This is a genomic window from Amycolatopsis plumensis, assembly GCF_042652605.1.
Classification (GTDB): Bacteria; Actinomycetota; Actinomycetes; order Mycobacteriales; family Pseudonocardiaceae; genus Amycolatopsis; species Amycolatopsis plumensis.
Genome location: NZ_JBHSJY010000001.1, coordinates 450,557 through 475,213 on the forward strand (window position 1 = coordinate 450,557; position 24,657 = coordinate 475,213).

At 71.5% G+C, this 24,657-nt stretch carries 25 protein-coding genes; 14 read left to right on the forward strand and 11 right to left on the reverse strand.

Annotation, left to right across the window (positions count from 1 at the left end):
• Window positions 1-5: 5 nt before the first annotated feature.
• Window positions 6-1,013 (forward strand): SDR family oxidoreductase, encoded by a 1,008-nt coding sequence (locus ACFPLC_RS02210; RefSeq protein WP_378204768.1) that lies wholly within the window; start codon window positions 6-8, stop codon window positions 1,011-1,013.
• Here the strand turns inward: ACFPLC_RS02210 and ACFPLC_RS02215 are convergent.
• The 4 genes from ACFPLC_RS02215 to ACFPLC_RS02230 form a co-directional block, all read right to left on the reverse strand.
• The gene (locus tag ACFPLC_RS02215; protein ID WP_378204771.1) at window positions 1,010-1,744 is read right to left on the reverse strand and encodes an SDR family oxidoreductase; all 735 of its coding nucleotides are present in this window, start codon (window positions 1,742-1,744) and stop codon (window positions 1,010-1,012) included. The genes ACFPLC_RS02210 and ACFPLC_RS02215 overlap by 4 nt on opposite strands.
• A gap of 59 nt (window positions 1,745-1,803) precedes the next feature.
• Window positions 1,804-3,708 carry a S8 family peptidase gene (locus tag ACFPLC_RS02220; RefSeq protein ID WP_378235673.1) on the reverse strand — a complete coding sequence of 635 codons (1,905 nt, stop codon included), beginning with the start codon at window positions 3,706-3,708 and terminating at the stop codon, window positions 1,804-1,806.
• 130 nt (window positions 3,709-3,838) lie between these two features.
• Complete coding sequence (locus ACFPLC_RS02225) at window positions 3,839-4,735, reverse strand: NADP-dependent oxidoreductase (protein ID WP_378204777.1); 897 nt, start codon at window positions 4,733-4,735, stop codon at window positions 3,839-3,841.
• Between the two features lie 23 nt (window positions 4,736-4,758).
• Complete coding sequence (locus tag ACFPLC_RS02230; protein ID WP_378204780.1) at window positions 4,759-5,331, reverse strand: nucleotidyltransferase family protein; 573 nt, start codon at window positions 5,329-5,331, stop codon at window positions 4,759-4,761.
• Between the two features lie 23 nt (window positions 5,332-5,354).
• Here ACFPLC_RS02230 and ACFPLC_RS02235 point away from each other — a divergent pair, with 23 nt between their 5' ends.
• Window positions 5,355-5,801, forward strand: a complete 447-nt coding sequence (locus tag ACFPLC_RS02235; protein ID WP_378204782.1) for a GNAT family N-acetyltransferase — start codon at window positions 5,355-5,357, stop codon at window positions 5,799-5,801.
• A 69-nt stretch (window positions 5,802-5,870) separates the two neighbouring features.
• Here ACFPLC_RS02235 and ACFPLC_RS02240 read toward each other — a convergent pair whose 3' ends face one another.
• The 5 genes from ACFPLC_RS02240 to ACFPLC_RS02260 form a co-directional block, all read right to left on the reverse strand.
• The gene (locus ACFPLC_RS02240; protein ID WP_378204785.1) at window positions 5,871-6,455 is read right to left on the reverse strand and encodes a hypothetical protein; all 585 of its coding nucleotides are present in this window, start codon (window positions 6,453-6,455) and stop codon (window positions 5,871-5,873) included.
• A gap of 125 nt (window positions 6,456-6,580) precedes the next feature.
• Window positions 6,581-7,972: a dihydrolipoyl dehydrogenase gene (gene lpdA, locus ACFPLC_RS02245; protein WP_378204788.1), complete on the reverse strand. Its 1,392-nt coding sequence runs from the start codon at window positions 7,970-7,972 to the stop codon at window positions 6,581-6,583.
• 216 nt (window positions 7,973-8,188) lie between these two features.
• Window positions 8,189-9,052, reverse strand: a complete 864-nt coding sequence (locus tag ACFPLC_RS02250) for an alpha/beta fold hydrolase (protein ID WP_378204791.1) — start codon at window positions 9,050-9,052, stop codon at window positions 8,189-8,191.
• Between the two features lie 39 nt (window positions 9,053-9,091).
• Window positions 9,092-9,853: a lysophospholipid acyltransferase family protein gene (locus ACFPLC_RS02255; protein ID WP_378204795.1), complete on the reverse strand. Its 762-nt coding sequence runs from the start codon at window positions 9,851-9,853 to the stop codon at window positions 9,092-9,094.
• Window positions 9,854-9,931: 78 nt separating this feature from the next.
• Window positions 9,932-10,336, reverse strand: coding sequence for a nitroreductase family deazaflavin-dependent oxidoreductase (locus ACFPLC_RS02260; protein WP_378204798.1), 405 nt, complete (start codon window positions 10,334-10,336; stop codon window positions 9,932-9,934).
• A gap of 216 nt (window positions 10,337-10,552) precedes the next feature.
• Between ACFPLC_RS02260 and ACFPLC_RS02265 the strand changes: the two genes are divergently transcribed.
• The 6 genes from ACFPLC_RS02265 (at window position 10,553) to ACFPLC_RS02290 (ending at window position 16,505) form a co-directional block, all read left to right on the forward strand.
• Complete coding sequence (locus tag ACFPLC_RS02265; protein WP_378204801.1) at window positions 10,553-11,593, forward strand: LacI family DNA-binding transcriptional regulator; 1,041 nt, start codon at window positions 10,553-10,555, stop codon at window positions 11,591-11,593.
• A gap of 81 nt (window positions 11,594-11,674) precedes the next feature.
• Window positions 11,675-12,808, forward strand: a complete 1,134-nt coding sequence (locus ACFPLC_RS02270; RefSeq protein WP_378204804.1) for a dihydrodipicolinate synthase family protein — start codon at window positions 11,675-11,677, stop codon at window positions 12,806-12,808.
• Entirely contained in the window at window positions 12,808-13,620 is an 813-nt protein-coding gene (locus tag ACFPLC_RS02275) for a sugar phosphate isomerase/epimerase family protein (protein ID WP_378204807.1), read from the forward strand. The genes ACFPLC_RS02270 and ACFPLC_RS02275 overlap by 1 nt, the downstream gene beginning before the upstream one ends.
• A 182-nt stretch (window positions 13,621-13,802) precedes the next feature.
• Window positions 13,803-14,465: an IclR family transcriptional regulator gene (locus ACFPLC_RS02280; RefSeq protein WP_378204810.1), complete on the forward strand. Its 663-nt coding sequence runs from the start codon at window positions 13,803-13,805 to the stop codon at window positions 14,463-14,465.
• Between the two features lie 46 nt (window positions 14,466-14,511).
• Window positions 14,512-15,222, forward strand: coding sequence for a response regulator transcription factor (locus ACFPLC_RS02285; protein WP_191313646.1), 711 nt, complete (start codon window positions 14,512-14,514; stop codon window positions 15,220-15,222).
• Window positions 15,223-15,224: 2 nt separating this feature from the next.
• The gene (locus ACFPLC_RS02290) at window positions 15,225-16,505 is read left to right on the forward strand and encodes a sensor histidine kinase (protein WP_378204813.1); all 1,281 of its coding nucleotides are present in this window, start codon (window positions 15,225-15,227) and stop codon (window positions 16,503-16,505) included.
• Window positions 16,506-16,584: 79 nt separating this feature from the next.
• Here the strand turns inward: ACFPLC_RS02290 and ACFPLC_RS02295 are convergent, their stop codons facing one another.
• Window positions 16,585-17,406 (reverse strand): SCO6745 family protein, encoded by an 822-nt coding sequence (locus ACFPLC_RS02295; protein ID WP_417281633.1) that lies wholly within the window; start codon window positions 17,404-17,406, stop codon window positions 16,585-16,587.
• Window positions 17,407-17,625: 219 nt separating this feature from the next.
• Between ACFPLC_RS02295 and ACFPLC_RS02300 the strand changes: the two genes are divergently transcribed.
• The 4 genes from ACFPLC_RS02300 (at window position 17,626) to ACFPLC_RS02315 (ending at window position 22,192) form a co-directional block, all read left to right on the forward strand.
• Window positions 17,626-19,017 (forward strand): amino acid permease, encoded by a 1,392-nt coding sequence (locus ACFPLC_RS02300; RefSeq protein ID WP_378204816.1) that lies wholly within the window; start codon window positions 17,626-17,628, stop codon window positions 19,015-19,017.
• Window positions 19,014-19,757, forward strand: coding sequence for a carbon-nitrogen hydrolase family protein (locus ACFPLC_RS02305; protein ID WP_378204819.1), 744 nt, complete (start codon window positions 19,014-19,016; stop codon window positions 19,755-19,757). The genes ACFPLC_RS02300 and ACFPLC_RS02305 overlap by 4 nt, the downstream gene beginning before the upstream one ends.
• Entirely contained in the window at window positions 19,754-21,445 is a 1,692-nt protein-coding gene (locus ACFPLC_RS02310; RefSeq protein WP_378204821.1) for a flavin monoamine oxidase family protein, read from the forward strand. Before ACFPLC_RS02305 ends, ACFPLC_RS02310 begins: the two co-directional genes overlap by 4 nt.
• Window positions 21,446-21,526: 81 nt before the next feature.
• Window positions 21,527-22,192, forward strand: a complete 666-nt coding sequence (locus ACFPLC_RS02315; RefSeq protein ID WP_378204824.1) for a TetR/AcrR family transcriptional regulator — start codon at window positions 21,527-21,529, stop codon at window positions 22,190-22,192.
• 108 nt (window positions 22,193-22,300) lie between these two features.
• On the opposite strand, the gene ACFPLC_RS02320 is transcribed toward ACFPLC_RS02315, so the two are convergent.
• A complete protein-coding gene (locus tag ACFPLC_RS02320; RefSeq protein WP_378204827.1) occupies window positions 22,301-23,032 on the reverse strand; it encodes a TetR/AcrR family transcriptional regulator in 732 nt (243 codons plus the stop codon).
• 67 nt (window positions 23,033-23,099) lie between these two features.
• Between ACFPLC_RS02320 and ACFPLC_RS02325 the strand changes: the two genes are divergently transcribed.
• Both ACFPLC_RS02325 and ACFPLC_RS02330 read left to right on the forward strand, forming a co-directional pair.
• Window positions 23,100-23,978 (forward strand): alpha/beta fold hydrolase, encoded by an 879-nt coding sequence (locus tag ACFPLC_RS02325; RefSeq protein ID WP_378204830.1) that lies wholly within the window; start codon window positions 23,100-23,102, stop codon window positions 23,976-23,978.
• Between the two features lie 73 nt (window positions 23,979-24,051).
• Window positions 24,052-24,489 (forward strand): hypothetical protein, encoded by a 438-nt coding sequence (locus tag ACFPLC_RS02330; protein ID WP_378204833.1) that lies wholly within the window; start codon window positions 24,052-24,054, stop codon window positions 24,487-24,489.
• Window positions 24,490-24,657 lie beyond the last annotated feature (168 nt).

Below are 24,657 nucleotides of genomic sequence, written 5' to 3' on the forward strand. Positions count from 1 at the left end.
GAGTCATGGAACGCAAGACAGCTCTGGTCGCCGGGGCCAACGGAATCATCGGCCGCACCCTCACCGAACACCTGCGCACGAGCGGCTGGGACGTCACCGGCCTCTCCCGCCGCGGCGGCCCCGGCACGATCGCCGTCGACCTCCTCGACCCGGCCGACACCCGGGCGAAGCTCGCCCCGCTGACCGGCGTCACACACCTCTTCTACGCCGCCTACCAGGACAAACCGACGTGGGCGGAGCTGGTCCCGCCCAACCTGGCGATGCTGACGAACCTCGTCGACGCGGCCCCGCCCGGCCTCGAGCACGTCAGCCTGATGCAGGGTTACAAGGTCTACGGCGCCCACCTCGGCCCGTTCAAGACACCGGCGCGCGAGACCGACGCCGGGCACATGCCGCCGGAGTTCAACGTCGACCAGCAGCAGTTCCTCGAACGCCGGGCGGGCTCCTGGACGTGGTCGGCGATCCGGCCGTCCGTGGTCGGGGGCACGGCCCTCGGCAACCCGATGAACCTGGCGCTGGTGATCGCGGTGTACGCGTCGATTTCGAAGGAACTCGGGCTGCCCCTGCGGTTCCCGGGCCAGCCGGGTGCGTACGACAGTCTGCTGGAGATGACCGACGCGGGCCTGCTCGCGTCGGCGACGGTCTGGGCCACCGGCCACCAGGGCGCCTTCAACATCGCGAACGGCGACCTGTTCCGCTGGCGCGAGCTCTGGCCGAAACTGGCGGCGTACTTCGACCTGGACGTGGCACCGCCGCTGCGGATGTCGCTGGCCGACGTCATGGCGGACAAAGGTCCACTGTGGACTCACATGGCTTCGGAACACGGCCTCACGGCGTCCTACGCGGACGTTTCGGCGTCGTGGGCGTTCGGCGACTTCGTGTTCGGCTGGGACTACGACGTGTTCGCGGACACGTCGAAGTCCCGCCGGGCCGGGTTCCACGAGTACGTGGAGACGGAAGAGATGTTCTACCGGCTGTTCGACGAGTTCCGGAAGGCGCGGGTGATCCCCTAGCCGCGGCCGATGAACGGCATGGTCGTGGCGGTGACGGTGAGGAACTGGACGTTGGCCTCGAGCGGCAGCCCGGCCATGTACCGCACGGCGTCGGCCACGTGCCGGACGTCGAAGGTCGGCTCGGCGAGGATGCGGCCGTCGGCCTGCGGGATGCCGGCGGCCATCCGCTCGGTCATCTCGGTGGCGGCGTTGCCGATGTCGATCTGGCCGCAGGCGACGTTCCAGGCCCGGCCGTCCAGCGAGATCGACCGGGTCAGCCCGGTGACGGCGTGCTTGGTGGCGGTGTAGGCCACGCTGGCGGGCCGCGGCGCGTGGGCGGAGATCGAGCCGTTGTTGACGATCCGCCCACCGCGCGGGTCCTGGTCCTTCATCAGCCGCACGGCCTGCCGCGCGCAGAGGAACATCCCGGTGAGGTTGACGTCGACGGTCCGCTTCCAGTCTTCGACGGACAGCTCGGCGACGGTTCCGCCCGCGGCGATCCCGGCGTTGTTGAACAGCAGGTCGAGCCGCCCCCACCGGTCGCGCACGGCCGCGAAGAGCGCCTCGACGGCCTGCTCGTCGGCGACGTCGGTGGGTACGGCGAGCGCGTTCTCGAAGCCCTCCGCGGTTTCCTCGAGCGCGGAAGCGCGCCGCCCGGCCAGGGCGACCTGGTAGCCGTCTTCGAGGAGTGCCCGGGCCACCGCCCGCCCGATGCCCGAGCCCGCTCCGGTGACCACCGCCGTTTTCGCCATGCCCACGACCCTAACGAAAAGGGCCCGGCGCAGGCCGGGCCCTTTTCGCGAACGGGGACTTACTTGGCCGCCACGCCCAGCGCCGCCAGTGCCGGGCCGGCCATGATCACGCCGGTGCCGGTCACCGTGTCGAAGCCGGGCGTGCCCAAGTCGATCGCGCTCGACAGAAGGGCCGAGCGGATCTGGGCCGGGGTCGCCGTCGGCTTGCCCGACAGCAGCAGGGCCGCGATCGCCGCCGCGTGCGGGGCCGCCGCCGACGTGCCGAAGAACGGCTGGAAGCCCGTCACCGAGGTGGCGACGCCGTCGGCCGCGGTGATGTCCGGCTTGTTGCGGACCGTGCCGCCGGTCGAGGAGACGTTGCCCGGGGTGATCGCCGAGCCGTCGGCGTTGTAGAACAGGCGGCGCTTGCCGTCGGAGGAGAACCGCTCCCACTTGCTCGACGCCGAGTACAGGCCGGGGTACGGGCCGGCCGGGTTGGCCGGGTCACCGGTCTCCAGGGGCCGGGTGAACGCGCCCGCCGCCGGCGCCGCCGCCACGCTGAACGCGTTGACCGCGGCCGAGTGGCCGTTCGTGACGCCGTTGGTGCTGAACGCCTTGAGCGAGCCCGAAGCGACGAACCGGCCGCGGATCACGTTCAGCGCGATGAAGCGGTCGGCGCCGCTGTACTTGACCACCGCGACCTTGTAGCCGGAGCCGCTGGTGGGCACGGAGGCGATCTCGTACGGGTTCTGCGAGCCGGACTGCGCGTTCTCGCTGGAGGCCACGACGCTGCCGGAGGAGTTCAGGATGAACAGGTCGTAGTCGTTGGCGGAGCGGCCCCACGGGTCGGACCAGAACAGCGTCACCGGGCGGCCGAGCGAGCCCGCCGAAAGCGCGTCGAAGTTCTGCGTGGTGCTGCTCGGGTCGAAGTCGTGCGGGGTGCCGGTGACGCCGCTGATCTTCGACGACGAGGCCCGGAAGTCGCCCTCGTAGTAGCCGCTGGTGCCGTCGGTCGCGTTGCCCGAGTTGCCGGCCGAGGAGAAGTAGAGCGCGCCGGCCGCGGTCACGTCGTTGACCGCCTGCGCGACCTGCGTGTCCTGGAACGGCGACTCGTCGAAGTAGGAGACGTCGTCGACGATGATCCGGCAGTTGCCGGTGCTGCGCAGCGCGCGGATGTTCGCGGCGAAGCTGGCCTCGCTGGTGAACGCGGTCGCGAAGCCGAGCGTCGCGTTCGGCGCGAGGTCGTGGATGATCTCGAGCATCGCGGTGCCCTCGTCGCCGCTGCCCTTCTGCCCGGACAGGACGTCCACCGCGGGCAGCTCGCCGGCGGCCTGCGACTTCGCCAGGGAGTCGACGCCGTCGGAGAGCACGCAGACCTTCACCCCCGAGCCGCTGACGCCGTAGGTGGCGCGGGCGGTGTCGGCGCCGTGCGCCTTGTCCCCCTCGGACACCTGCGTCGCGGCGGCCGCCTGCGCGGCCACGGCCTTCCGCGCGTCCCGGTTGCCCGGCTCGCTCCAGGTGGTGGCCTGCGCGGCGGGCTTCACCTCGGCGACGTCGGCCCGGCCGGCGATCGCGTCCAGCGCGGACAGCGGCAGGTCGGCGCGGACGGCGCCGTCCGGCGAGACGGACCGGACCGCACCGCCCGCCGCCGTGACGGCGTTCGCGACGGCCGTGCCGTGGGCGGCGATGTCCACCGAGACGGTGCCGGTGGCGCTGACGCCGACGCCGGAGCGGTATTCGGGCAGCTTCGCGGCCAGGGACCGGTCGGCCCGCAACCGCTTCTCGACGACCAGCTGGCTCGATTGCTTGCGCTCCGCGGGGCTCAGGCTCTTCTTGATGCTCTGCAGCGCGCTGATGCCCGCTTCGGTGCGCGCGGCCGCCGCGTCCACCGTGGACGGCTGCGCCGCCGAGACCCCCGTCGTCAGCAGCAGCGCGCCGACCGTCAGCGGAACCGCGTGCGCGGCGACCCGGCTGAATCTCACCATCGATGTCTCCCTGTGGTACTCCGCCACCCGACCGGGTGTAATGGGGAGAATCTAAGGAGTGACCGGACCGGATTCCAGCGACCAAAGTCGGGAACGGCTACGGGTCCACATGCTGGAACAAGCGGGTCACTCAGGGAAACGTGAGAACTATTTTTCCCCGGCCGTGCCCGGTCTCGATTTCCCGATGCGCGGCCGCGGCCTCGGTGTACGGGTAGGCCCGGCGCACGGTGAAGCGCAAGTCACCCTTGGCGTAGAGCGCGGCCAGCTCGGCCAGCCGCGCCGCCGAGCGTCCGGACTTCGAGACGAGCACGCCGAGTTCCGCGGCCCGGTCGTGGTCGACGAGGGTGAGGATCCGGTCCCGCACTCTCACCAGTTCGAGTGAGACGTCGAGGGCGGCTCCCCCGGCGCCGTCGAGTACGACATCGACACCCTCCGGCGCGGCGGCTTCGATGCGGTCCTTCAGCCCATCGCCGTAGACGACGGGGGTCGCGCCCAGCTCGCGCAGGTAGTCCTGGTTGGCCTCGCTCGCGGTGCCGACCACCCGCGCGCCCTGGAGTTTCGCGAGCTGCACGGCGGCGGTGCCGACCGATCCGGCGGCGCCGTGGACGAGCAGCGTCTCCCCTGCCCGCAGGTTCAGCGCCTCCAGCGCGATCGACGCGGTCTGCGTACCGGCGGTGAACCCACCGGCCACCTCCCACGGCATCTCCGGCGGCTTCGGCGTGACATCGGTGGCGGGGACGACAATGTACTCGGCGGCGGCCTGCACGGCGGTGAAGCCGAGAACTTCGGTCCCGGCTTCGAGTTCGCCTTCGTCGACGACGCCGGCGAACTCGTTTCCGGGCACCCGCGGCCAGGTGAGCTTCAGGTGCGGCGGTTCCCACCCGGCCCGCACGGCGGCGTCGAACGGCTGCACCCCGGCGGCCTTGACCCGCACCCGGACCTCCCCCGGCCCGGCGTGCGGTTCCGGCAGGTCGACGACGCGGAGCACTTCGGGCCCGCCGAATTCGGTGAACACTACGGCTTTCATGGCGCCCAGTGTGGAACTTCGAGTTACCTTGAAGTCAAGACGGTCAGCTCCGGCCACCGGCTCCGCCACCGGGCCGCTTTCTGTTCGTACACCGCCCGCGGCGCCAGCACGGGGTTCGGCCGGACGATCATCGCGAAGAGGTCGTCGAGGCCGTGGGGCGCGTAGAAGCGCCAGGTTCCGCCGGGCTCGAGCCGCACCCCGACGCACGAGCAGACGGCAGGAAAGGCGTCGATCGCGGCTTCGGTGCTCGCGAAGGGCGAGCACGGCGTGCCGAACTTCGCCTCGTACCACAGGTGCACGCGCGCCTCGTTGCGCACTTCGACGTCGACGCGCAGATCTTCGCAGGCCTCGGCGACCGTGCGGATCACCCGGTCTTCGGCGGCCCAGCTCAGGTCCGCGGGATCGTGGTAGAAGAGGTCGTAGTCCTCGATGCCGTGTGTCGCGGCACGCTCGCTGAGGACGTTCCACACGGTCTGCACGACGCAGCCGGCGGTGAGGTACCAGCCGGGCAGGTCGAACTCCCGGGCCCGATGCAGCAGTTCGACGAGGATTTCGTTGCGCGACAGGACGGTCCGGAGCCGCTCGAAATCCGTCATGGCTCCATCGTAGGCTGGCGCACATGGGCCAGATCGAGATCATCCGCGCCACGCCGGACCAAGCGCCCGCCCTGACCGCGCTCATGCACGCTTCCGCGGCGTACCAAGGCGAATATGCGTCCATCTTGGACGGTTACGCCGTCACACCGGGGTACGTCGAAGCCAATGCGACTTTCATCGCCGCCCGGGACGGCGAAATCCTCGGCTTCTACGCGCTCATGGCCGCGGAACTCGACCTGCTCTTCGTCGCCGACGCCGCACAGGGGCTCGGCATCGGCGCGCGCCTCGTCACCCACATGCTCGCCGAAGCCCGCGAGCGGGGGCTGGAGTCGGTGCGGGTCGTCTCGCATCCGCCCGCCTTCGCCTTCTACGTGCGGATGGGCGCGCGGCGCACCGGCACGATCCCGGCGAACCCGCCGAAGGTTCGCTGGGACCGGCCGGAGCTCCGCTTCGACGTCCCTACATGTTGATCATGCCTCCGGGACCGCTTGCAAACCGACGTGGGCGAACAGGCCCCACCTTGACGTCCGTCGCTCGCCTCAGCGTCGGCGACGCGCGACTCGATTGAACGAAACCAGCCCGTCCTCAAGAGCAAGATCACAGTCGTAATGCCAACTTTCACCCTGGAAGCTCACACTCGCATGGTCCGGGAACCTCATCTCGCTGGAGATAAGCTCAAGACCGCCCAGCGGCTCGTCGAAACGAGCGGAGATCAGAACCTTGGAACGCTCAATGGCTTCCGACTCCGTGAGCGGCGCAGCGCTACCGGTGTCGGCCGCACGCAGTCTGCCGGCCATGTCTTTCGCGACTGCCTTCAAAGCGTCGTAGGCAGCATTGCCGACCACCCCGGAAGCCGCTGCTCCGCCGAGGTAGAGGATCACCGTGAAGACAGCGGCTGAGGCGCCCCACTCATGCCGATCTTCCTGAACTTTGATCACATAGGGAAGCTCTTGCCTCTGCGGGACCGACTCGAACTCACCGACAAGCCAATCTCGATGCCAGGCCGCGCCTGGCGCCTCGATCTCGACTACTACTTCCACGTATTCATCGACAGGCATGGAGGCAAACCGAATGGAGACGACCACCCGGTCTGCGTAGCTTCGATAGTCGTCCGCCGAATCCACGAACACCTCCGCTTCACTGCCCTCGTCGCCGACGCCGCACGGCTGCCGCAAAAGTAGCCTGGCGACTCGAGCCGAGCCTGGACTCGCCCTGACCTGCGCCCCAGCAGGTCAGGGCAAGCCAAAGCTCACATGTTGATCATGTGACCCGCGAGGCCGTGGATCGCTTCCTTCACCGCTTCACCCAGCGTCGGGTGGGCGTGGACGTTGCGGGCCACCTCGTGCACCGTCAGGTCCCACTGCTGGGCCAGCGTCAGCTCCGGCAGCAGCTCCGTCACGTCCGGGCCGATCAGGTGCCCGCCGATCAGTTCCCCGTACTTCGCGTCGCTGATCAGCTTGACGAACCCCGCCGCGTCGCCCAGGCCGTGGGCCTTGCCGTTGGCGGTGAACGGGAACTTCGCCACCTGGACGTCGAAGCCCTTCTCGCGGGCCTGTTCCTCCGTCCAGCCGAAGCTGGCGATCTGGGGCTGGCAGTACGTCGCGCGCGGGATCATCGGGAAGTCGAGCTCCATCGTCTCGGCGCCCGCGATGGTCTCCGCCGCCACGATGCCCATCGACTCCGACGCGTGCGCCAGCATCAGCTTCGCCGTCACGTCGCCGATCGCGAAGATGTGCTCGACGTTCGTGCGGCCGCGGCCGTCCACGGCGATCGCGCCGCGTTCGGTCAGCGCCACGCCCGTCTTCTCCAGGCCGTAGCCCTCCACGCGCGGCTGGAATCCGATCGCCTGCATGACCTTGTCGGCCTCGAGGACCTGCTCGCCGTTCTTCTCCGAGGACACCGTCACGCGCACCGACGAGCCCGAGTCGTCGATCGACTCGACGCGGGTCGACGTCAGCACCTTGATGCCGAGCTTGCGGTACCGGCGCGCCAGCTCGGCCGACACCTCGGCGTCCTCCAGCGGCACCATCCGGTCGAGGAACTCGACGATCGTGACGTCGACGCCGTAGTTGTGCAGCACGTAGGCGAACTCGACGCCGATTGCGCCCGCGCCGGCGATCACGATGCTCGACGGCAGCTCGCTCGTGAGGATCTGCTCTTCGTAGGTGACGACCCGCTCGCTGCGCGAAGTCCCCGGCAGCAGCCGCGTGGTCGCGCCGGTCGCGATGATGCAGTGGTCGAACGTGATCTGCGAGCCGTTGACCTCGAGGGTGTGGTCGTCGACGAACGTGCCGTGCCCGTCGAACTCGGTGATCTTGTTCTTCTTCATCAGGAAGTGCACTCCCTTGACGCGCCCCTCGGCGACCTTCCGGCTGCGCTCGTACGCGGCCGTGTAGTCGACCTTGATCGGGCTGTCGGAGGAGATGCCGAACGCCTTCGCCTCCTGCGTGACGACGTGCGCCAGCTCGGCGTTGCGCAGCAGCGCCTTCGACGGGATGCACCCGACGTTCAGGCAGACACCACCCCAGTACTTCTCCTCGACCACCGCGGCGCTCAGCCCCAGCTGGGACGCGCGGATCGCCGCGACGTAGCCGCCCACCCCGGCCCCCAGCACGACGACATCAAAGTGTTGTGCACTCATGCCTCGAAACTACCCTTCCGAGCAGCGTTCGGCGGGGTGACCCGGGCCTCACGCGGTCCGGTGCACCGCAGGTGAGAGCGGCCGCTTCCTCGGAGCGGCCCGCGCGGCCCGAGAGGCTTGAGGCATCGGGATGGCCGACTACACCGGTGGGTCTCAACGACGCCGCTCCACCGGAGCCAAGCAGCGGGCCCCCGCTCCGGCGCACCGACCCGGCCCTCACGCCGCGAACAGCCCGCGCAGCGCCTCGACCACCTCCTCCGGCCGTTCCTCGGGCAGGAAGTGGCCGCAGTCGAGCACGTGCGTCCGCAGGTCCGGCGCCCACGAGCCCAACACCGCCGCCGGGTCGAAGGGCAGCTCGCCTGCCGGACGCTGCCACAGCGCCGCCACCGGCATCGACAGCCGCCGCCCGGCCGCGCGGTCGGCCTCGTCGTGCTCCGCGTCCACCGTCGCGCTCGCCCGGTAGTCCGCGCACACCGCCGCGATCGCCTCCGGCGTCGAGGCCGCCGCCAGGTACTCCGCCCGGACCTCCGGCGGGATCGCGCCCGCCTCCCGCGTCCAGATGTCCAGGAAGTGCCCGAAGAACTCCGACGGCGCCGCGGCGAGCATCCGCTCCGGCAGCGGCGGCGGGTACGCCAGCAGGAACAAGTGGAACGCGAAGACCCCGTCGGTGCCCCGCAGCGACTCCCACAGGTTCACCGCCGGAATCACGTCGAGCACCGCCAGATGGCTGACCGCCTCGGGGTGGTCGAGCGCCGCCCGGAACGCCACCAGTGCCCCCCGGTCGTGCCCGGCCAGCGCGAACCGCTCGTGCCCCAGCGCGCCGGCCAGCTCGACGACGTCCGCCGCCATCCGCCGCTTCGAGTAGTCGCCCGGCGGCTTGTCGCTGCCGCCGTAGCCGCGCAGGTCCGGGCAGATCACCCGGTGGTCGCGCGCCAGCGACGCCGCCACGTGCCGCCAGGCGAGGTGGGTCTGCGGAAAACCGTGCAGCAGCACCACCGGTGGCCCGTCGCCACCCTGCGCGACGTTGAGCTCGACGTCGCCGACCGGAACCCGCTCGTACGAAAGCCCGGAGATCGTCATGCGGGCAGGTTCTCACCCACCACCGACAATTTTCGGCGGTCAGGCCGCGGCCGGGCGCTCCTCGCCGCGGATCGACTCCAGCAGCGACGTCACCTCGCCCATGATCCGGGCCGTCGCCTCCTCCAGGACCTCGCGGGTCAGCGGCCGGTCGCGCAGGTCCGACAGGTCGACCGGCGGCCCGGCGACCAGCTCGACCGTCTTGCGCGGCAATCCGCGTGGGAATTTCGCCGTCGACGGCAGCAGGTGGTGGGTTCCCCAGTTGGCCACCGGGATCACCGGGGCGCCGGTCTCCAGCGCGGCCCGCACGACGCCGGTCTTGCCGCGCATCGGCCAGCCGTCCGGGTCGTTCGAGAAGGTGCCTTCCGGGAAGATCGCGACGCATTCGCCCGCCCGCACGGACGCCACCAGGTCGCGGTAGGCCTCCGCGGCCGTCGCCGCGCCGCGGTAGACCGGGATGTGCCGTCCCGAGCGCATCACCCGGCCGACCACCGGCAGCTTCCACAGCGAGGCCTTCGCCAGGTACCGCGGCACGCGCCCGGCGGCGAGGCAGAACGCCGTCAGCGTCGTCGGGTCGGCGAACGACAGGTGGTTCGACGCCACCAGCACGCCGCCGGTCTTCGGGATGTGGTGCGAGCCGCGCACCCGGAACCGGGTGGTCTGGACGAGGAACTGCCAGACCACCTCGATGGCGAAGCTGTACCAGGCGCCCCGGCCGGCGCGGGCGAAGCGCCGGCCGTAGGCGATCATCTGGCGTCGGGTGAGCAGCTCACCTTCGGTGTCCAGGGCGGTCCAGCGGTCCATGGGTGTCATTCGTAGCCCACGACCGGCCGGATCGGCCCCCGTCCGCGCCGAACGCGGCGCAGATCACAGCGAAAAACTTCAGAGCCGCTCGAGCACCACGACGGGGATCTCCCGATCCGTCTTCTTGGCGTACTCGTTGTAGTCCGGCCAGACGGCGGCGAGCTTCTCCCAGAGCTTCGCGCGCTCCTCACCGGAGGTCGTGCGGGCACGGGCCTTGAACTTGTCCGCCTTCACCTGGACGCCGACCTCCGGGTGCTCGAGGAGGTTGAAGTACCAGCCGGGGTGGTTCGGCGCGCCGCCCTTAGAGGCCACGATCACCGGGTTTCCGTCGACTTCCTGGTAGATCAGGGCGAACTTGCGCTCCTGCCCGGTCTTGCGGCCCTTGGTGGTCAAGACCAATGTCGGGACGCCTTCCTGCCAGTCGTGACCGACCTCGCCGTCGGTCTCCTCGTAGCGGCGGACGTGCTCGTCACCGAACAGCATGCGTGGTTCCTTTCGCGTGGGTCAGCAGTGGCGGGCTCACTACTTGAAGGTTCTCCTTGTTTCCAACAAACCCGCGGCGCGCGATCTTCCCGAACGATTTCACTCGTTCGGGGGAGGTCCCCCGAGCAGCGGCTTCTCGGGACACACCCTCCTCCCAGTAGATTGCACCGACCGAGCACGCCGAGACACTCGAGACCGATCTTGGAGGAGCCAGCCATGAAGGCCCGGCCGCACGTGACACTCGAAGACGTGGCACGCAGCGCGAACGTCTCGCTCGCGACGGCGTCGCGGGTGCTCAACGGCACCGCGTCCGTCCGCGCCGACCTGCGGGAGCGGGTGTCCGCCGCCGCGGCCGAACTGGCCTACGCCCCCAACGCGCACGCACAGGCCCTCGCCGGCGGCACCCACCGCACGGTCGGCGTGATCTGCCACGACGTCAGCGACCCCTACTTCGCCGCCATCGCGGGCGGGGTGATGCGGGTGGCCACCGACAACGGGCTGCTCGTCATGCTCGCCGGCACGTTCCGCGACCCGGACCGCGAGGTCGCCTACGTCTCGACGCTGCGCGCGCAGCGGGCCGCCGCCATCCTGCTGATCGGCTCGGCGTTCGAAGACCGGGCGTGGGAACGCGCGATGGCCGCCGAGCTCGAGCCCTACCGCCGCGGCGGCGGCCAGGTCGCGGCGGTCAGCCGCCACCGCGGGCTCAAGATCGACACCGTGCAGCCGGACAACAAGGGCGGCGCCGCCGCGCTGGCGAAGGAGCTCGTCGGCCTCGGCCACAAGCGGTTCGCCGTGCTGGCCGGGCCGCGGCGGCTGAGCACCGTGATCGACCGGCTGGCCGGATTTTCCGGCGAGCTCGCCGCGCACGGCATCGAACTGCGCGAAGAGGACGTCGTCGAGGCCGCGTTCAGCCGGGACGGCGGTTACGAGGCGACGAAACGGCTGCTCGCCGGCCGCAAGCGCAAGCTGCCGACCTGCCTGTTCGCCGTCACCGACGTGATGGCGATCGGCGCGCTGACGGCGTTGCGCGAGGAAGGCCTGTCCGTGCCCGGCGACATCTCGGTGGCCGGCTTCGACGACATCCCGGTGGTCCGCGACCTGGCCCCGGCGCTGACCACGGTCCGGCTGCCGCTGGAGGAACTCGGCGAACGCGCCATGGACCTGGCGATCAAGGGCTCCGCGGGCACCCGGCCGCGGACGGTCCGGCTGTCCGGTGAAGTCGTCCTGCGCGAAAGCACCGGACGCCCCAAGCGCTGACCCCACCGGGCCTTGTCGCGGCGCGGCACAGGCCCTACCGTGGGTTGAGAAAGCGCTTTCTGACCCTTCCGGAGGTCCTCGATGCTCGTGCTCCCGGCCCCCGGCGGCGAGCTGCTGAACTGGTCGCCGTCCGGGCCACGGCCCCCGGCGCCGCCGAAGACGCCACCGACCTCGCGCATCGCCTACGCCGCCGCGCACGTCGTCGCGGACGCGCTGGCCGACGAGCCCTACGCCGTGGACTGGGACACGACGCTCGCCTTCCGCGAGCACCTCTGGTCCTGCGGCCTCGGCGTCGCGGAGGCGATGGACACCGCGCAGCGCGGCATGGGCCTCGACTGGGCGACGACGCGGGAGCTGGTGACCCGCACCGGGGCGGTGGCGGCCGGGCGGCGCTGGTGTGCCGGCGTCGGCACCGACCAGCTGCCGCCGGGACCGGCCACCGTGGCGTCCATTGTGGACGCCTGGCGCGAGCAGCTCGACCTGGTCGCCGGCGCGGGCGCGGTCCCGGTCGTGATGGCCAGCCGGGCGCTGGCCACGGCGGCGACGGGTCCGGACGACTACCACGCGGCGTACGGGAAGCTGCTGTCCGAGGCGGGCGGGCCGGTGCTGCTGCACTGGCTGGGCGAGCAGTTCGACCCGGCGCTCGCCGGCTACTGGGGTCACGACGACGTCCGCGCCGGCGCCCGTGAGCTGGCCGCGCTCTGCACCGAGCACGCCGCCACGATCGCCGGGGTCAAGGTGTCGGTGCTCGACGCCGACGTCGAGGTCGAGTTCCGCCGGGCGCTGCCGGACGGCGTCGCCTGCTACACCGGCGACGACTTCAACTACCCTTCGCTGATCGCCGGGGACGGCGAAGGCCACAGCGAAGCCCTGCTGGGCATCTTCGACCCGCTCGCCCCGGTCGCCGCGGCGGCGCTGGGCCGCCTCGACGACGGGGACCACACCGGGTTTCGCGCGCTGCTCGACCCGACCGTGCCGCTGTCCCGCGAGATCTTCCGCGCGCCGACCCGGCACTACAAGACCGGCGTGGTGTTCCTGGCCCACCTCAACGGCCACCAGGACCACTTCCGGATGATCGCCGGGCAGGAGTCCGCCCGCACGATCACCCACCTGGCCACGCTGCTGCGGCTGGCCGACGAGGCCGGCGTGCTGGCCGACCCCGACCTGGCCGAGGCCCGGATGCGGCCGTTGCTGCAGGTCGCGGGGGTCGCGTGATGGATACCCGGCTGAGTCTCAACCAGATCACCACGAAGTCCTGGTCGCTGCCCGAGGCGGTGGCCGGCTGCGCCAAGGCGGGCGTCGGCTGGATCGGGCTGTGGCGCGACAAGGTCGCCGAAACCGGCGTCGACGAGGCCGCGCGGCTGCTCAAGGAGCACGGGGTCCGGGTGTCGTCGTTGTGCCGCGGCGGGTTCTTCACCGGCGTGACGCCGGAAGGGTCCCCTGTGGACGGTGTGGCGCAGACCCGCGAGGCGATCGACGAAGCCGCCGCGCTCGGCGCCGACGTGCTCGTGCTGGTCGTGGGCGGGATCGCGGTCAACGACCTCGCCGCGTCCCGGCAGCGGGTCGCCGACGCGGTGGGTTCGCTGGCCCCGTACGCCGGGGAACGCGGGATCCGGCTGGGTCTGGAGCCGCTGCACCCGATGCAGTGCGCGGAGCGCTCGGTGCTGTCCACTGTGGACCAGGCGCTGAAGATCGCCTCGGAGCACCCGGCCGAGCAGGTCGGCGTGATCGTGGACGAGTTCCACGTCTGGTGGGACCCGCGGATCGAGGAGTCGATCGCCGCGGCCGCGGGCCGGATCGCCGGGTTCCACGTGTGCGACGTCCTGGTGCCGCTCCCGGACCCGCTGCTCGGCCGCGCCCTGCCCGGCGACGGCCCGATCGACCACCGACGGCTGCGCGCGGCCGTCGAAGCCGCGGGCTACACCGGGCCGATCGAGGTCGAGGTGTTCAACGCGGACCTGTGGGCCCGGCCCGGCGGGGACGTGCTCGCGGAGACCGTTACGGCGTTCGAGCGACACGTGGCCTGATCCGGTCCGCCCGGGTGGAAACGCAGTGAATGACTCATTCCTGGCGTCGGACGCCAGGAATGAGTCATTCACTGCATCGGTGGCGGCTGCCCTCATCCGGCGATTAGGGCGTTCGGGCGACGCCTACCCCGATCTGGTCCGCCTGGCGGTACGCTGGGACCACCAGGCGGATGGGGTCGCTCGTGAAGACAGACGAAGACGGATCGGTCCGGAGCGTGCTCCGCGCGTTCGACCTGCTCGCCCTCTTCACGGAACACCGCCGGACCTGGGCCGTCAAGGACCTCACCGCGGCCAGCGGCCTCGCGAAGACGACCGTGCTGCGGCTGGTCGCCACCTGTGAGCAGCGCGGCCTGCTGTGGACGCGGCCCGACGGGCGGATCACCGTCGGGCCCGGGATGCTGCGCTGGGCGCAGCTGGCGAACACGGCGTGGCAGCTGCCCGAGCCGGTCCGCCAAGTGCTGCGCGAGCTGGCCGGGGAGTGCCGGGAGACGGTCAACCTGTACGTGCGCAGCACGTCCGTGCTCGTCTGCGTGGCCCAGCAGGAGGGACCGCTGGCGATCCGGCACGTCGGCCGCGTCGGCGACGAGCTGCCGCTCGGCTTCGGGGCCGCCGGGCGGGTCCTCGACGGCACCGAGGGGGCCGCGGTCACCCACGACGAGCCGGAGCCCGGCGCGTCCAGCGTCGCCGCGCCCGTGCACGACGGCGACGGCCGGCTGCTCGCGGCGCTGGCGGTCACCGGGCCCAGCAGCCGGTTCGGCCCCGGCGAGGTCGCTGCGTTCACCGAAGCCGTCACCGCCGCTTCGGTGCGGATATCGCAGATCGGCCTCGGGACACGGACGGAATAGGCCACAGCCGTCCGGGATCCGCCGGGTCGTTGGTTAGGCTTCCCGCATGCCGAACCTGCTGGTGGTGGAGGACGACGCCGCGATCGGCAGCGTGCTCGAATCGACCCTGCGACTGCACGGTCACCAGGTGTGCTGGTGCCGCGACGGGCGGACCGCCCTGCAGGCCGCCGAACCCGGCGAATTCGACCTCGTCCTACTCGACCTCGGCCTGCCCGACCTGGACGGCGTCGAGGTCTGCCGCCGTCTGCGGGCGGCGCTGCCCGCCGCGGTGCTGGTCATCCTCACCGCGCGGCAGGAGGAGATGGACGTCGTCGTCGGCCTCGACGCCGGGGCCGACGACTACCTCACCAAGCCGATCCGGCTGGGCGAGCTGCTGGCCAGGGTGCGGGCGCACCTGCGGCGCGGCGCGCCGGCCGGAGCCCGGCCCCCGGTGACCATCGCCGGGCTGACCGTCGACATCGCCGGCCGCCGCGCCACCCTGGGCGGGCGCGAGGTGGTGCTGCGCGCCAAGGAGTTCGACCTGCTGGCCCGGCTCGCCGAGCAGCCCGGCGTGGCGGTCAGCCGGGAGACGCTGATGTCCGAGGTCTGGGACGCGCACTGGTACGGCTCGACCAAGACGCTGGACGTGCACATCGCGGCGGTGCGCCGCAAGCTCTCGGCGGCCGCCGGGCCCGACGACGAGGTGCCGCGGATCGCCACCCTGCGCGGGCACGGCTACCGGCTGGAAGACCCGGCCCGGTCCGCGGCCGAAGGGTAGCCGTGCGCCGCCGGATCACCTCGCTGACGGTGCTGGCCGCACTCGTCGCCACCCTCCTGTTCGCGCTTCCGCTGGGCTTCGCGGTGTGGCAGTACTACCACGACGACGCGAAAGGCGACCTGGAACGGGCCGCGGACACCGCCGCGCTCGCCGTGTCGCACGAGCTGAACGCCGGCCTGACGCCGGACGTGCCGCCGTCCGAGGACGAGGACGGCGACGTCGCAGTCGCGATCTACCTTCCGGACGGGCGGCGGGTGGCCGGGCGCGGGCCCGCCGCCGCCGGCCCGGTCGAACAGCAGGCCGCCAAGGCCACGGTGGACGTCGTCATCGGCCGCGAAGGCAACGAAATGGCCCTGGCGGTGCCGGTGGTCAGCGGCTCCCGGCTGACGGGCGTGGTCCGCGCCGCGCGGCCGCTGTCCCAGCTGCGGCTGCAGATCATCCTGACCTGGGTCGGCATGACCGGGCTCGCGGTCGTGACGACCGGGGTGAGCTGGCTGCTGGCCCGGCGGTTCACGAAGCGGCTGGTCCAGCCGCTCGAGGAGCTCGCCGCCACGGCCGAGCGGCTCGGCGACGGCGACTTCACGGCCCGGTCGCCGCGCGCGGGCATCCCCGAGATCGACCAGGTCGGCGAGACGCTGGACGCCACCGCGGCCCGGATCGGCTCGACGCTGGAGCGCGAGCGGGCGTTCTCCGCGGAGGCGTCGCACCAGCTGCGCACGCCGCTGACCGGGCTGCGCCTGCAGCTCGAAGCCGCGCTGGAGACCCCGGCCGCGGACCCGTACGCGGCGATCCGCGCCGGCATCGCGTCCGCCGACCGGCTGGAACGCACCATCGAGGACCTCCTGGCGCTGGGCCGGGAACGCCGGGCACCACGGGCCGAACTGGACCTCGGCACGCTCCTCGACGAAGTCCGGCAGGCCGGCGAGGCCCTGCTCGCGCCGCAGGGCCGGGCCATCCGGATCCTCCGGGAAGACCCACCCCCGGCGCGCGTGGCGGCCGCGGCGGTCCGGCAGGTTCTCGGCGTGCTGCTGGACAACGCGGTGACCCACGGGCACGGCACGGTCACGATCCTGGCCCGCGACGCCGGTGACGCGCTCGCCATCGACGTCGCCGACGAAGGCCCGGACCTGGGCGAGAAAGACCCGTTCGCGACGACCCCCACCGGCGACGGCATCGGTCTCCGCCTGGCTCGCGGCCTCGCCGAAGCCGAAGGCGGCCGCCTCCGGCTCAGCCGCCCCGACCCGCCGACGTTCACCCTCCTCCTCCCCGCCGCCCCACCGTGACCGGCCCCGGCTGAGCAGTCTGCCGCCGCTGGTCGTGAGTGGTAAGGAGGGTTCTAACCCTCCTTGCCACTCACGACCGCTACATCGGGAAGGTGGCTCGGAAGGCCTTCGAGAGGGGCTCGAGGTCGGCGATGAGGTGGTCGAGTTCGTCGGTGGTCAGGGCGTCGTAGGGGGCCTCCGCGAGCCGGTCGGTCATGGCCTCGACGCGGTCCTTCGTGGCCCGGCCATCAGGAGTGAGCCAGCCGTCCGGGCCGATGAGGCCGCGGGCGCGCATGCCGTCGATCACCGCGTCCAGCTGGGCGGCGGGCAGGTGCCAGACCCGGCCGAACTTCTCCGCGGGCAGGTCGACGGACAGGGCGTGGAGCACGTGGGCCTCCGTCCCGCCGATGCCCTCGGTCAGCAACGCAGCGGTGTGGCCGTCGCCGCGGTGCTCCCGCAGCAGGGTGGCCGCGTGCCACAGCCGGGCCACCGGCTCCTGCGGCACCGGGAGCGCACGCAGGGCGGCGAACAGCGGACGTCCCCCGACCGGCGCGCTGGTCGCCGCCTTCAGCAGCAGGTCGGCGGCGCGGGCGACGCGCGGGTCGTCGGCCAGGTCACCGAGGACCCGCCGCATGCCGGCGACGCAGCCCCGCTCGCGGGCGGCCAGCGCCGCCTCGGGCGTGGTCAGCTCCCAGACCCGGGGGATGTGGCGGGCCACCTCGCCGGGTGCGAAGTTGTAGAAGACCGCGTGGACCACCTCGGCGGGCACGTCCCGGCCGAAGGGGGCGGCCCGGCCGGCGAAGTAGGCGTCCCACACGTTGCGCAGGCCGAGCGCCATCAGGGCCTCGTCCGACTCGTCGGCGAAGTAGGGCACCAGGCCGATCGGCTCGACCAGGTCGTACATGCGGCGGGCGACGGGCATCTTCTTCCCCCTGCGGGTTCGGGCGGCGCTCTCGTGGCGGCCGCTCACCCCCTCCACGAACGGCTCTCCCCGGATCCGACAACCCCGGCCCGAGCAAAATCGACATCGGAACGAATCGCCATGATTCGCCACCTCTGTGCAATGAATCACCTGTGATTCATCTGTACGGGCAACGTTCTCGTGTTTTCCCCTCCGGAAACGACCGTTACCGTCGTCGGCATGACTTTGCGAGCCGCGACGGTGCGGCGGAAACCGGTCGCCGACCTGGTCGCCGAAGGCGATCATGGCACGTTGAAGCGGTCGCTCGGCCTCGGGCAGCTCACCATGCTCAGCATCGGGGCGACGCTGGGCAGCGGCATCTTCGTCGTGCTCGGCGAAGCCGTCCCGGTGGCCGGCCCGGCCGTGGTGCTCTCCTTCGTGCTCGCCGGCGTCACGGCGTTGTTCTCCGCGCTGTCCTACGCCGAGCTCGCCGGGATGATCCCGCTGTCCGGCTCGTCGTACTCCTACACCTACGCCACCCTCGGCGAGCTCGTCGCCTGGGTCTGCGGGTGGTGCCTGGTGCTCGAGTACGGCGTCTCGGTCGCCTCGGTCGCGGTCGGCTGGGGCCAGTACCTCAACGAACTGCTCCGGCTGGCCTTCGGCTTCGCCATCCCGGACGCGCTGAGCCAGCCGCCCGGCTCGGGCGGGGTGGTCAACGTGCCCGCCATTCTCGTCGTCGTCCTCGCGATGCTCCTGCTGCTGTCCGGCGCCAAGGAGAGCGCGCGGGCGAACGCGGTCATGGTCGCGGTCAAGATCGGCACGCTGGTGCTGTTCTGCGCGATCGCCTTCAGCGCCGTCCAGGCGAAGAACTTCACGCCGTTCCTGCCGCTCGGGCTGGCCGGGCTGAGCGCCGGTGGCGCCAAGCTGTTCTTCTCCTACATCGGCTTCGACGCGGCCTCGACCGCCGGCGAGGAGGCGAAGAACCCGCAGCGCGACCTGCCGCGGGCGATCCTGCTCTCGCTCGGCATCGTCACCGTGCTGTACTGCCTGGTCGCGGTGGCCGCCGTCGGCGCACTGCCCTGGCAGCAGTTCGACGGCCAAGAGGCTGCGCTTTCGCACGTGCTCGACGTCGTCTCGGACAACCCGTTCTGGGCCGGGCTGCTGGCCGTCGGCGCGATCGTGGCGATCTCCAGCGTCGTGCTGACCGTCCTCTACGGACAGACCCGCATCCTGTTCGCGATGTCCCGCGACGGCCTGGTCCCGGCCGCTCTCTCCAAAGTGGACGCCAAGACCGGCTCCCCGCGGACCAACACCCTGGTGGTCTCGGCGTTCGTCGCCGTGCTGGCCGCCTTCATCCCGCTCGGCAAGCTGGCCGACGCCACCAGCATCGGGACGCTGTTCGCGTTCGGGCTGGTCAACGTGGCCGTGCTGATCCTGCGCCGCAGCCAGCCCGACCGCCCGCGGACGTTCCGCGTCCCGCTCGCACCGGTGACGCCGATCCTGGGCGTGCTCTGCTGCGCGTACATGATGCTCAGCCTCGACGGCGCCACCTGGCTGGTCTTCGGCGCCTGGATGGTCCTGGGCCTGGTGATCTACTTCGGTTACGGGATCCGGAAGTCGAGGCTGGCGTGAGGGTCGCGATCCACCAGGGCCCGCTCGAGGACCTGCGCGAAATCGACGCCGACCTGGTCGTCACCGCGGAGATGAGCACGACGGGCTACCACATCGGCGCGCGCACGCACGAGCTCGCCGAACCCGCCGACGGCCCCACCGCGGCCCGGATGTCGGCGCGGGCGCGGCAACTGGGCACCGCGCTGGCCTACGGCTACCCGGAAACCGACGGCGAGCACGTCTACAACAGCGTCCAGCTGATCGACGCCAGCGGGCACCGGCTGGCCAACTACCGCAAGACGCACCTGTTCGGCGACCTCGACAAGGCCTGGTTCACCCCCGGCGACGAGCCGGTCGTCCAAGCCGACCTCGGCGGCCTCCGGATCGGGCTGCTGATCTGCTACGACGTCGAGTTCCCCGAGCTGGTCCGCGCGCACGCGCTCGCCGGCACCGAACTGCTGGTCGTGCCGACCGCGCTGATGAGCCCGTACGAGCTGGTCGCCGACACGCTCGTGCCCGCCCGCGCCTACGAAAGCCAGCTGTTCGTCGCCTACGCGAACCGCTGCGACACCGAGCGGGAGCTGACCTACTGCGGGCGGTCCTGCGTCGTGGCCCCGACCGGCGAGGTGCTGGCCCGCGCCCGGGCCGGACCCGAGGTGATCACCGCCGACGTCACCCGGGACGCCTTGGCCGCGTCCCGCCTGGAGAACACCCATCTGGCCGACCGACGGCCCGAACTGTACCGAGGAACCACCGCATGACCTCCGCCGTCCCGACCGCGATCCACCACGACGAACCGGCGGGCCGCCCGATCACGATGTTCGGCCCGGACTTCCCGTTCGCCTACGACGACTACCTGGCCCACCCGGCCGGCCTGGGCTCGGTGCCCGCGCACCGGCACGGCACCGAGGTCGCCGTGATCGGCGGCGGCCTCTCCGGCATCGTCACAGCGTACGAGCTGATGAAGCTGGGCCTGCGGCCGGTGGTCTACGAGATCGCCGAAATCGGCGGCCGGCTGCGCACCGTGCGGTTCCCCGGCTGCCCGGACGACGTCGTCGCCGAGATGGGCGCGATGCGCTTCCCGCCCGCGTCGACCGCGCTGTTCCACTACATCGACAAGGTCGGCCTGGAGACCACGCCGTTCCCCAACCCGCTCGCCCCGGGAACGCCGAGCACCGTCGTGGACCTGAAGGGGCAGAGCCACTACGCGCGCACCCCCGAGGACCTGCCCGCCGTCTTCCGCGAAGTCGCCGCGGCCTGGGACCGCACGCTGGCCGAGCACGCCTCCTTCGCCGAGATGCAGACGGCGATCCGCGACCGCGACGCGAAGACGATCAAGCGGCTGTGGAACGAGCTCGTCCCGCGGCTGGACAACCAGACGTTCTACGGCTTCCTCTGCGACTCCCCCGCGTTCGCTTCCTTCCGCCACCGGGAGATCTTCGGCCAGGTCGGCTTCGGCACCGGCGGCTGGGACACCGATTTCCCGAACTCCATCCTGGAGATCCTGCGCGTGGTCTATACGGGAGCGGACGACGAGCACCGCAGCATCGTCGGCGGCAGCAGGCAGCTCCCGCTGCGGTTGTGGGAGCACGCCCCGGAAGACATCGCTTTCTGGCCGTCCGGCACCAGCCTGAGCACGCTGCACGGCGGACGGCCGCAGCCCGGCGTCGCGCGACTGCACCGCACGGCACCGGCCAACATCACCGTGACCGACACCGAAGGACACATCCGCACCTTCCCGGCCGCGGTGTTCACCGCCCAGAGCTGGATGCTGCTGTCCAACATCGAGTGCGACGAAGCGCTCTTCCCGATCGACCACTGGACGGCGATCGAGCGCACGCACTACATGGCGTCGTCGAAGGTGTTCGTGCCGGTCGACCGGCCGTTCTGGCTGGACCGGGACCCGGCGACGGGCCGCGACGCGATGAGCATGACGCTCACCGACCGGATGCCGCGCGGCACGTACCTGCTCGGCGACGACCCGGACGCGCCCGCGGTGATCTGCCTGTCCTACACGTGGGCCGACGACTCGCTGAAGTGGCTACCGCTTTCGGTGTCCGAACGCGTCGAGGTGATGCTGCAGTCGCTGCGCGAGATCTACCCGGGTGTCGACGTCCGGCGGCACATCATCGGCGACCCGGTGACCGTGTCGTGGGAGGCCGAACCGCACTTCATGGGCGCGTTCAAGGCGAACCTGCCCGGCCACTACCGCTACCAGCAGCGGCTGTTCACGCACTTCGTGCAGGACGAGCTGCCGGCGCGCTACCGCGGGCTGTTCCTGGCCGGTGACGACATCTCGTGGACGGCGGGTTGGGCCGAGGGCGCGGTCCAGACCGCGCTCAACGCGGTGTGGGGCGTGCTGCACCACTTCGGCGGGACCACCGATCCGGCGAATCCGGGCCCGGGCGACGGCTTCGCGGACATCGCACCGATCACGCTCCCGGACTGACCGTGCCCCGATCGTGGGTGCCCCATCCGACATCGTGCTGACTAGCCTGCCCGGCGCAACGGCCCGTGCGACGATGGGCGGATGAACACCGAGCCGGCGCCGAGATGGCGAAGACTGGAACCGGACGAACGGAAGGAACAGATCTACGCTTGTGCGGCGCGGCTGTTCGGTGAGCGTCCCTACTCCGCAGTGTCCACTTCGGACATAGCCGCGGCGGCCGGAGTGGCGCGGGGGCTGATCAACCACTACTTCGGCACCAAACGCGAGCTGTACCTGGAAATCATCCGCCGCGCGCTGACGGTGCCGCGGCTGGCCGTCGAGATCCTCCCCGACGGGCCGCTCGAACTGCGCGCCGACGTCGCCATCGAGTGGTTCCTCGACATGGTCACCAGCCAGGAGCGGATGTGGCTGGCCGCGATCGCGCCCGAAGGCATCGGCCGCGACCTCGAGGTGGAGCGCATTCTCGAAGAAGCCGACCGCGAATCCGCCGACCGCGTGCTGGAGGCCGTCGGGCTGTCCCGGGAGAGCGAGCACGGACCGGAGCTCAACGCGCTGGTGCGCGCGTTCGGCGGGATGGTGAAGGCGGCGGGCCGTGAGTGGCTCGTGCGCGGGTCGCTGACGCGGGACCAGGTGCACCTGCTGCTGTCGAAGTCGCTGGTGACCCTGGTCGGCGAGATCTTCCCGGCCATCCAGGCGGAGCCGCCGCGCACCGGCCCGCCGTCACCGCGATCGGGCGACTCCGGGTAGACCGAAGCCCCCGGCGCCACGAGGGGGAGGAGGGCGCCAGGGGCTCCGGGTCAGTGGGCGAACCACCGACGCACGCCCACGGTACGCCGCGGCACTGTCAAGTCGCTGTCAACCCGAGATGTCCGGATTGCGAAGTTCGTTCAGTCGGTGCGCCAGCCCGTCGAGACACCGCCTGACCGCGTAGTCGTAGAGCTGCGCGTAGTAGCCGGAGGCGAGGTCCGGGTCGCCCATCAGGTCGTGCATCGCCGCACCCAGCTCGGCCATCCCCGGCAGGTCGGCCCGTTCGCGGTAGGTCGCGTACTCCTCGGTGTTGTCGATCCGCAGGGCGAGCGCGCCGTCGCGGTCGTCCTCCATCGCGACGAACTGGCAGGCGGTCATCAGCAGCAGGTTGTAGGCCAGCACGCTCTCGCGGCCGAAGCCGGCGGCCAGCAGCACGCCGATGCCCGCGTCGATGGACCGCGTGGCCGCCTCGACCGACGGGCCGAACAGCGCCAGCCGCCGTGCGCAGCCCGGGTAGGTCCGCAGCACCGCGCGCAGGCCGGCCAGCAGCTCGGTGAACCACTCCTGCCACGGCAGCCGCTCGTCCGGCAGCTCCAGCAGCCCGACGACCCGGTCGACGACGGCGTTCACCACCGCGTCCCGGTCGCCGACGTGGTGGTAGATCACCGCCGGGTAGGCCTCGACCGAGCGGGCCAGCTCCCGCAGCGTCCAGTTGTCCAGGCCGCGCTGGGCGGTGAGGGCGGTGGCCGCGCTGACGATGCGGTCGGCCGTCAGCGCCGGCAGCCCCGCCGCGGCCCGCGACCGGGGGCGCTGGCCCGTACCCGAGGATGAGGTCGGCATGGGGCGTAACGGTAACGGCACCGCCGGGCCGGGTGCCAGGTCCGCGCGGGTACGGCAGGATCGGGGTATGGCACGCGCACAGGCCAACGGTCTCGAGCTCGAGTACGACACCTTCGGCGACCCGGCGGCCCCGCCGCTGGTCCTCGTGATGGGCCTCGGCGCCCAGATGATCACCTGGGAGGACGGCTTCTGCGCACTGCTCGCCGGCCACGGGTTCTTCGTCGTGCGCTACGACAACCGGGACGTCGGGCTCTCGACGTGGCTTGACCACCTGCCGCCGCCCGACCTGGCCGCGCTCGCGGCCGGCGACCTCACGAGTGCGCCGTACACGTTGTCGGACATGGCCGATGACGCCGTGGGGCTGTTCGACGCGCTCGGGATTGCCCGGGCGCACGTCGTCGGCGCGTCGATGGGCGGGATGATCGTGCAGCAGCTGGCGATCGACCACCCGGACCGGCTGCTGTCGATCACGTCGATCATGTCGACCACCGGTGACCGGTCGGTCGGGCAGGCCGAGCCGTGGGCGCTGGCGCTGCTGACCCGGCCGCCGGCGTCGACGCGGGAGCAGGCGCTGGCGGACAGCGTCGAGGGCTACCGGAAGCTCGGCTCCCCCGGCTACCCGGACGACGAGGCGTTCCTGCTGGCGAAGGCGGCGTTGCACTACGACCGCGCCCGCCACCCGGTGGGCACGCTGCGCCACGCGGCGGCCGTGGTGGCGTCCGGCGACCGAACGGCTCTTTTGCGTTCGGTGCGCTTGCCTGCGCTGGTCGTCCACGGCGACGCGGACCCGCTGATCAACGTCAGCGGCGGCAAGGCGACGGCGGAGGCGATCCCGGGCGCGGAGCTGGTGGTGATCCCGGGGATGGGGCACAACCTGCCGCGTGCGGTCTGGGCGGAGATCGCCGACGCGATCAAGGGCGTCACCGAGCGGGTAAACGAAACGTAAAGATCACGGGCCTGGGTGTAGGGAATGTGTCCTGGGCCACGCTTCGGCTTGTCCGCCGGACTGGACTGAGCGGATGACACCGGGCTTCGGATTTCCGTTCGGGTGCGTGGCCGCGGTCGCCGCCGTGATCGTGGCGGACCTGGCCGGGGCGACGGGCCGCCCCTGGTACGCGCTGGTCACCCTGGGCGCGGTCGTCCTGGCGTTCGCCTGCCGAAGTCCCCTGCCCGCCGCGGCCGGCGTCGCCGCGGTCGCCTGGGCGTTGCACACGGGCTTCGTCCTCGGCCGCTTCGGCGAACTCACCTTCGGCGCCCCAGCCCGCCTCGCCGCGCTCGTCCTCGCCGCGGCCCTGGCCACCGGCGCCCTGACCCGCGCCGCGTCGACCCTCCAGGCACGCGAGTCGGCTTCTCGATCACGCCATCCGACCCTTCAGGCACGCAGTCCGACCCTCGGGGTACGCGAGTCGTCCGTCCGAGTGCGCGAGTTCGCCGGGCGGGTGCTCCGGGTGCCGTGATCGAAGGGTCAGCTCGCGTGTTCCGAAGGTCAACTCGTGTACCTGGAGGGTCGGCTTGCGTACCCAAGAGGTCGGCTTGCGTACCCAGAGGGTCGGACTGCGTGGCCTGGAGGGTCGGGCGGCGTGATCAGCGGCGCGTCTCGCGTGATCCGAGGGGCATCTCGCGTG

What these genes read in the sequence shown, in the direction of transcription:
- ACFPLC_RS02310 (WP_378204821.1), top strand. Translation starts at nt 19,754, where the DNA reads ATGACCTCCGCCGTCCCGACCGCGATCCACCACGACGAACCGGCGGGC.
- ACFPLC_RS02275 (WP_378204807.1), top strand. Translation starts at nt 12,808, where the DNA reads ATGGATACCCGGCTGAGTCTCAACCAGATCACCACGAAGTCCTGGTCG.
- ACFPLC_RS02330 (WP_378204833.1), top strand. Translation starts at nt 24,052, where the DNA reads ATGACACCGGGCTTCGGATTTCCGTTCGGGTGCGTGGCCGCGGTCGCC.
- ACFPLC_RS02225 (WP_378204777.1), bottom strand. Translation starts at nt 4,735, where the DNA reads ATGAAAGCCGTAGTGTTCACCGAATTCGGCGGGCCCGAAGTGCTCCGC.
- ACFPLC_RS02210 (WP_378204768.1), top strand. Translation starts at nt 6, where the DNA reads ATGGAACGCAAGACAGCTCTGGTCGCCGGGGCCAACGGAATCATCGGC.
- ACFPLC_RS02265 (WP_378204801.1), top strand. Translation starts at nt 10,553, where the DNA reads ATGAAGGCCCGGCCGCACGTGACACTCGAAGACGTGGCACGCAGCGCG.
- ACFPLC_RS02260 (WP_378204798.1), bottom strand. Translation starts at nt 10,336, where the DNA reads ATGCTGTTCGGTGACGAGCACGTCCGCCGCTACGAGGAGACCGACGGC.
- ACFPLC_RS02220 (WP_378235673.1), bottom strand. Translation starts at nt 3,708, where the DNA reads ATGGTGAGATTCAGCCGGGTCGCCGCGCACGCGGTTCCGCTGACGGTC.
- ACFPLC_RS02320 (WP_378204827.1), bottom strand. Translation starts at nt 23,032, where the DNA reads ATGCCGACCTCATCCTCGGGTACGGGCCAGCGCCCCCGGTCGCGGGCC.
- ACFPLC_RS02325 (WP_378204830.1), top strand. Translation starts at nt 23,100, where the DNA reads ATGGCACGCGCACAGGCCAACGGTCTCGAGCTCGAGTACGACACCTTC.
- ACFPLC_RS02235 (WP_378204782.1), top strand. Translation starts at nt 5,355, where the DNA reads ATGGGCCAGATCGAGATCATCCGCGCCACGCCGGACCAAGCGCCCGCC.
- ACFPLC_RS02250 (WP_378204791.1), bottom strand. Translation starts at nt 9,052, where the DNA reads ATGACGATCTCCGGGCTTTCGTACGAGCGGGTTCCGGTCGGCGACGTC.
- ACFPLC_RS02315 (WP_378204824.1), top strand. Translation starts at nt 21,527, where the DNA reads ATGAACACCGAGCCGGCGCCGAGATGGCGAAGACTGGAACCGGACGAA.
- ACFPLC_RS02300 (WP_378204816.1), top strand. Translation starts at nt 17,626, where the DNA reads ATGACTTTGCGAGCCGCGACGGTGCGGCGGAAACCGGTCGCCGACCTG.
- ACFPLC_RS02270 (WP_378204804.1), top strand. Translation starts at nt 11,675, where the DNA reads ATGCTCGTGCTCCCGGCCCCCGGCGGCGAGCTGCTGAACTGGTCGCCG.
- ACFPLC_RS02215 (WP_378204771.1), bottom strand. Translation starts at nt 1,744, where the DNA reads ATGGCGAAAACGGCGGTGGTCACCGGAGCGGGCTCGGGCATCGGGCGG.
- ACFPLC_RS02285 (WP_191313646.1), top strand. Translation starts at nt 14,512, where the DNA reads ATGCCGAACCTGCTGGTGGTGGAGGACGACGCCGCGATCGGCAGCGTG.
- ACFPLC_RS02255 (WP_378204795.1), bottom strand. Translation starts at nt 9,853, where the DNA reads ATGGACCGCTGGACCGCCCTGGACACCGAAGGTGAGCTGCTCACCCGA.
- ACFPLC_RS02230 (WP_378204780.1), bottom strand. Translation starts at nt 5,331, where the DNA reads ATGACGGATTTCGAGCGGCTCCGGACCGTCCTGTCGCGCAACGAAATC.
- ACFPLC_RS02295 (WP_417281633.1), bottom strand. Translation starts at nt 17,406, where the DNA reads ATGCCCGTCGCCCGCCGCATGTACGACCTGGTCGAGCCGATCGGCCTG.
- lpdA (WP_378204788.1), bottom strand. Translation starts at nt 7,972, where the DNA reads ATGAGTGCACAACACTTTGATGTCGTCGTGCTGGGGGCCGGGGTGGGC.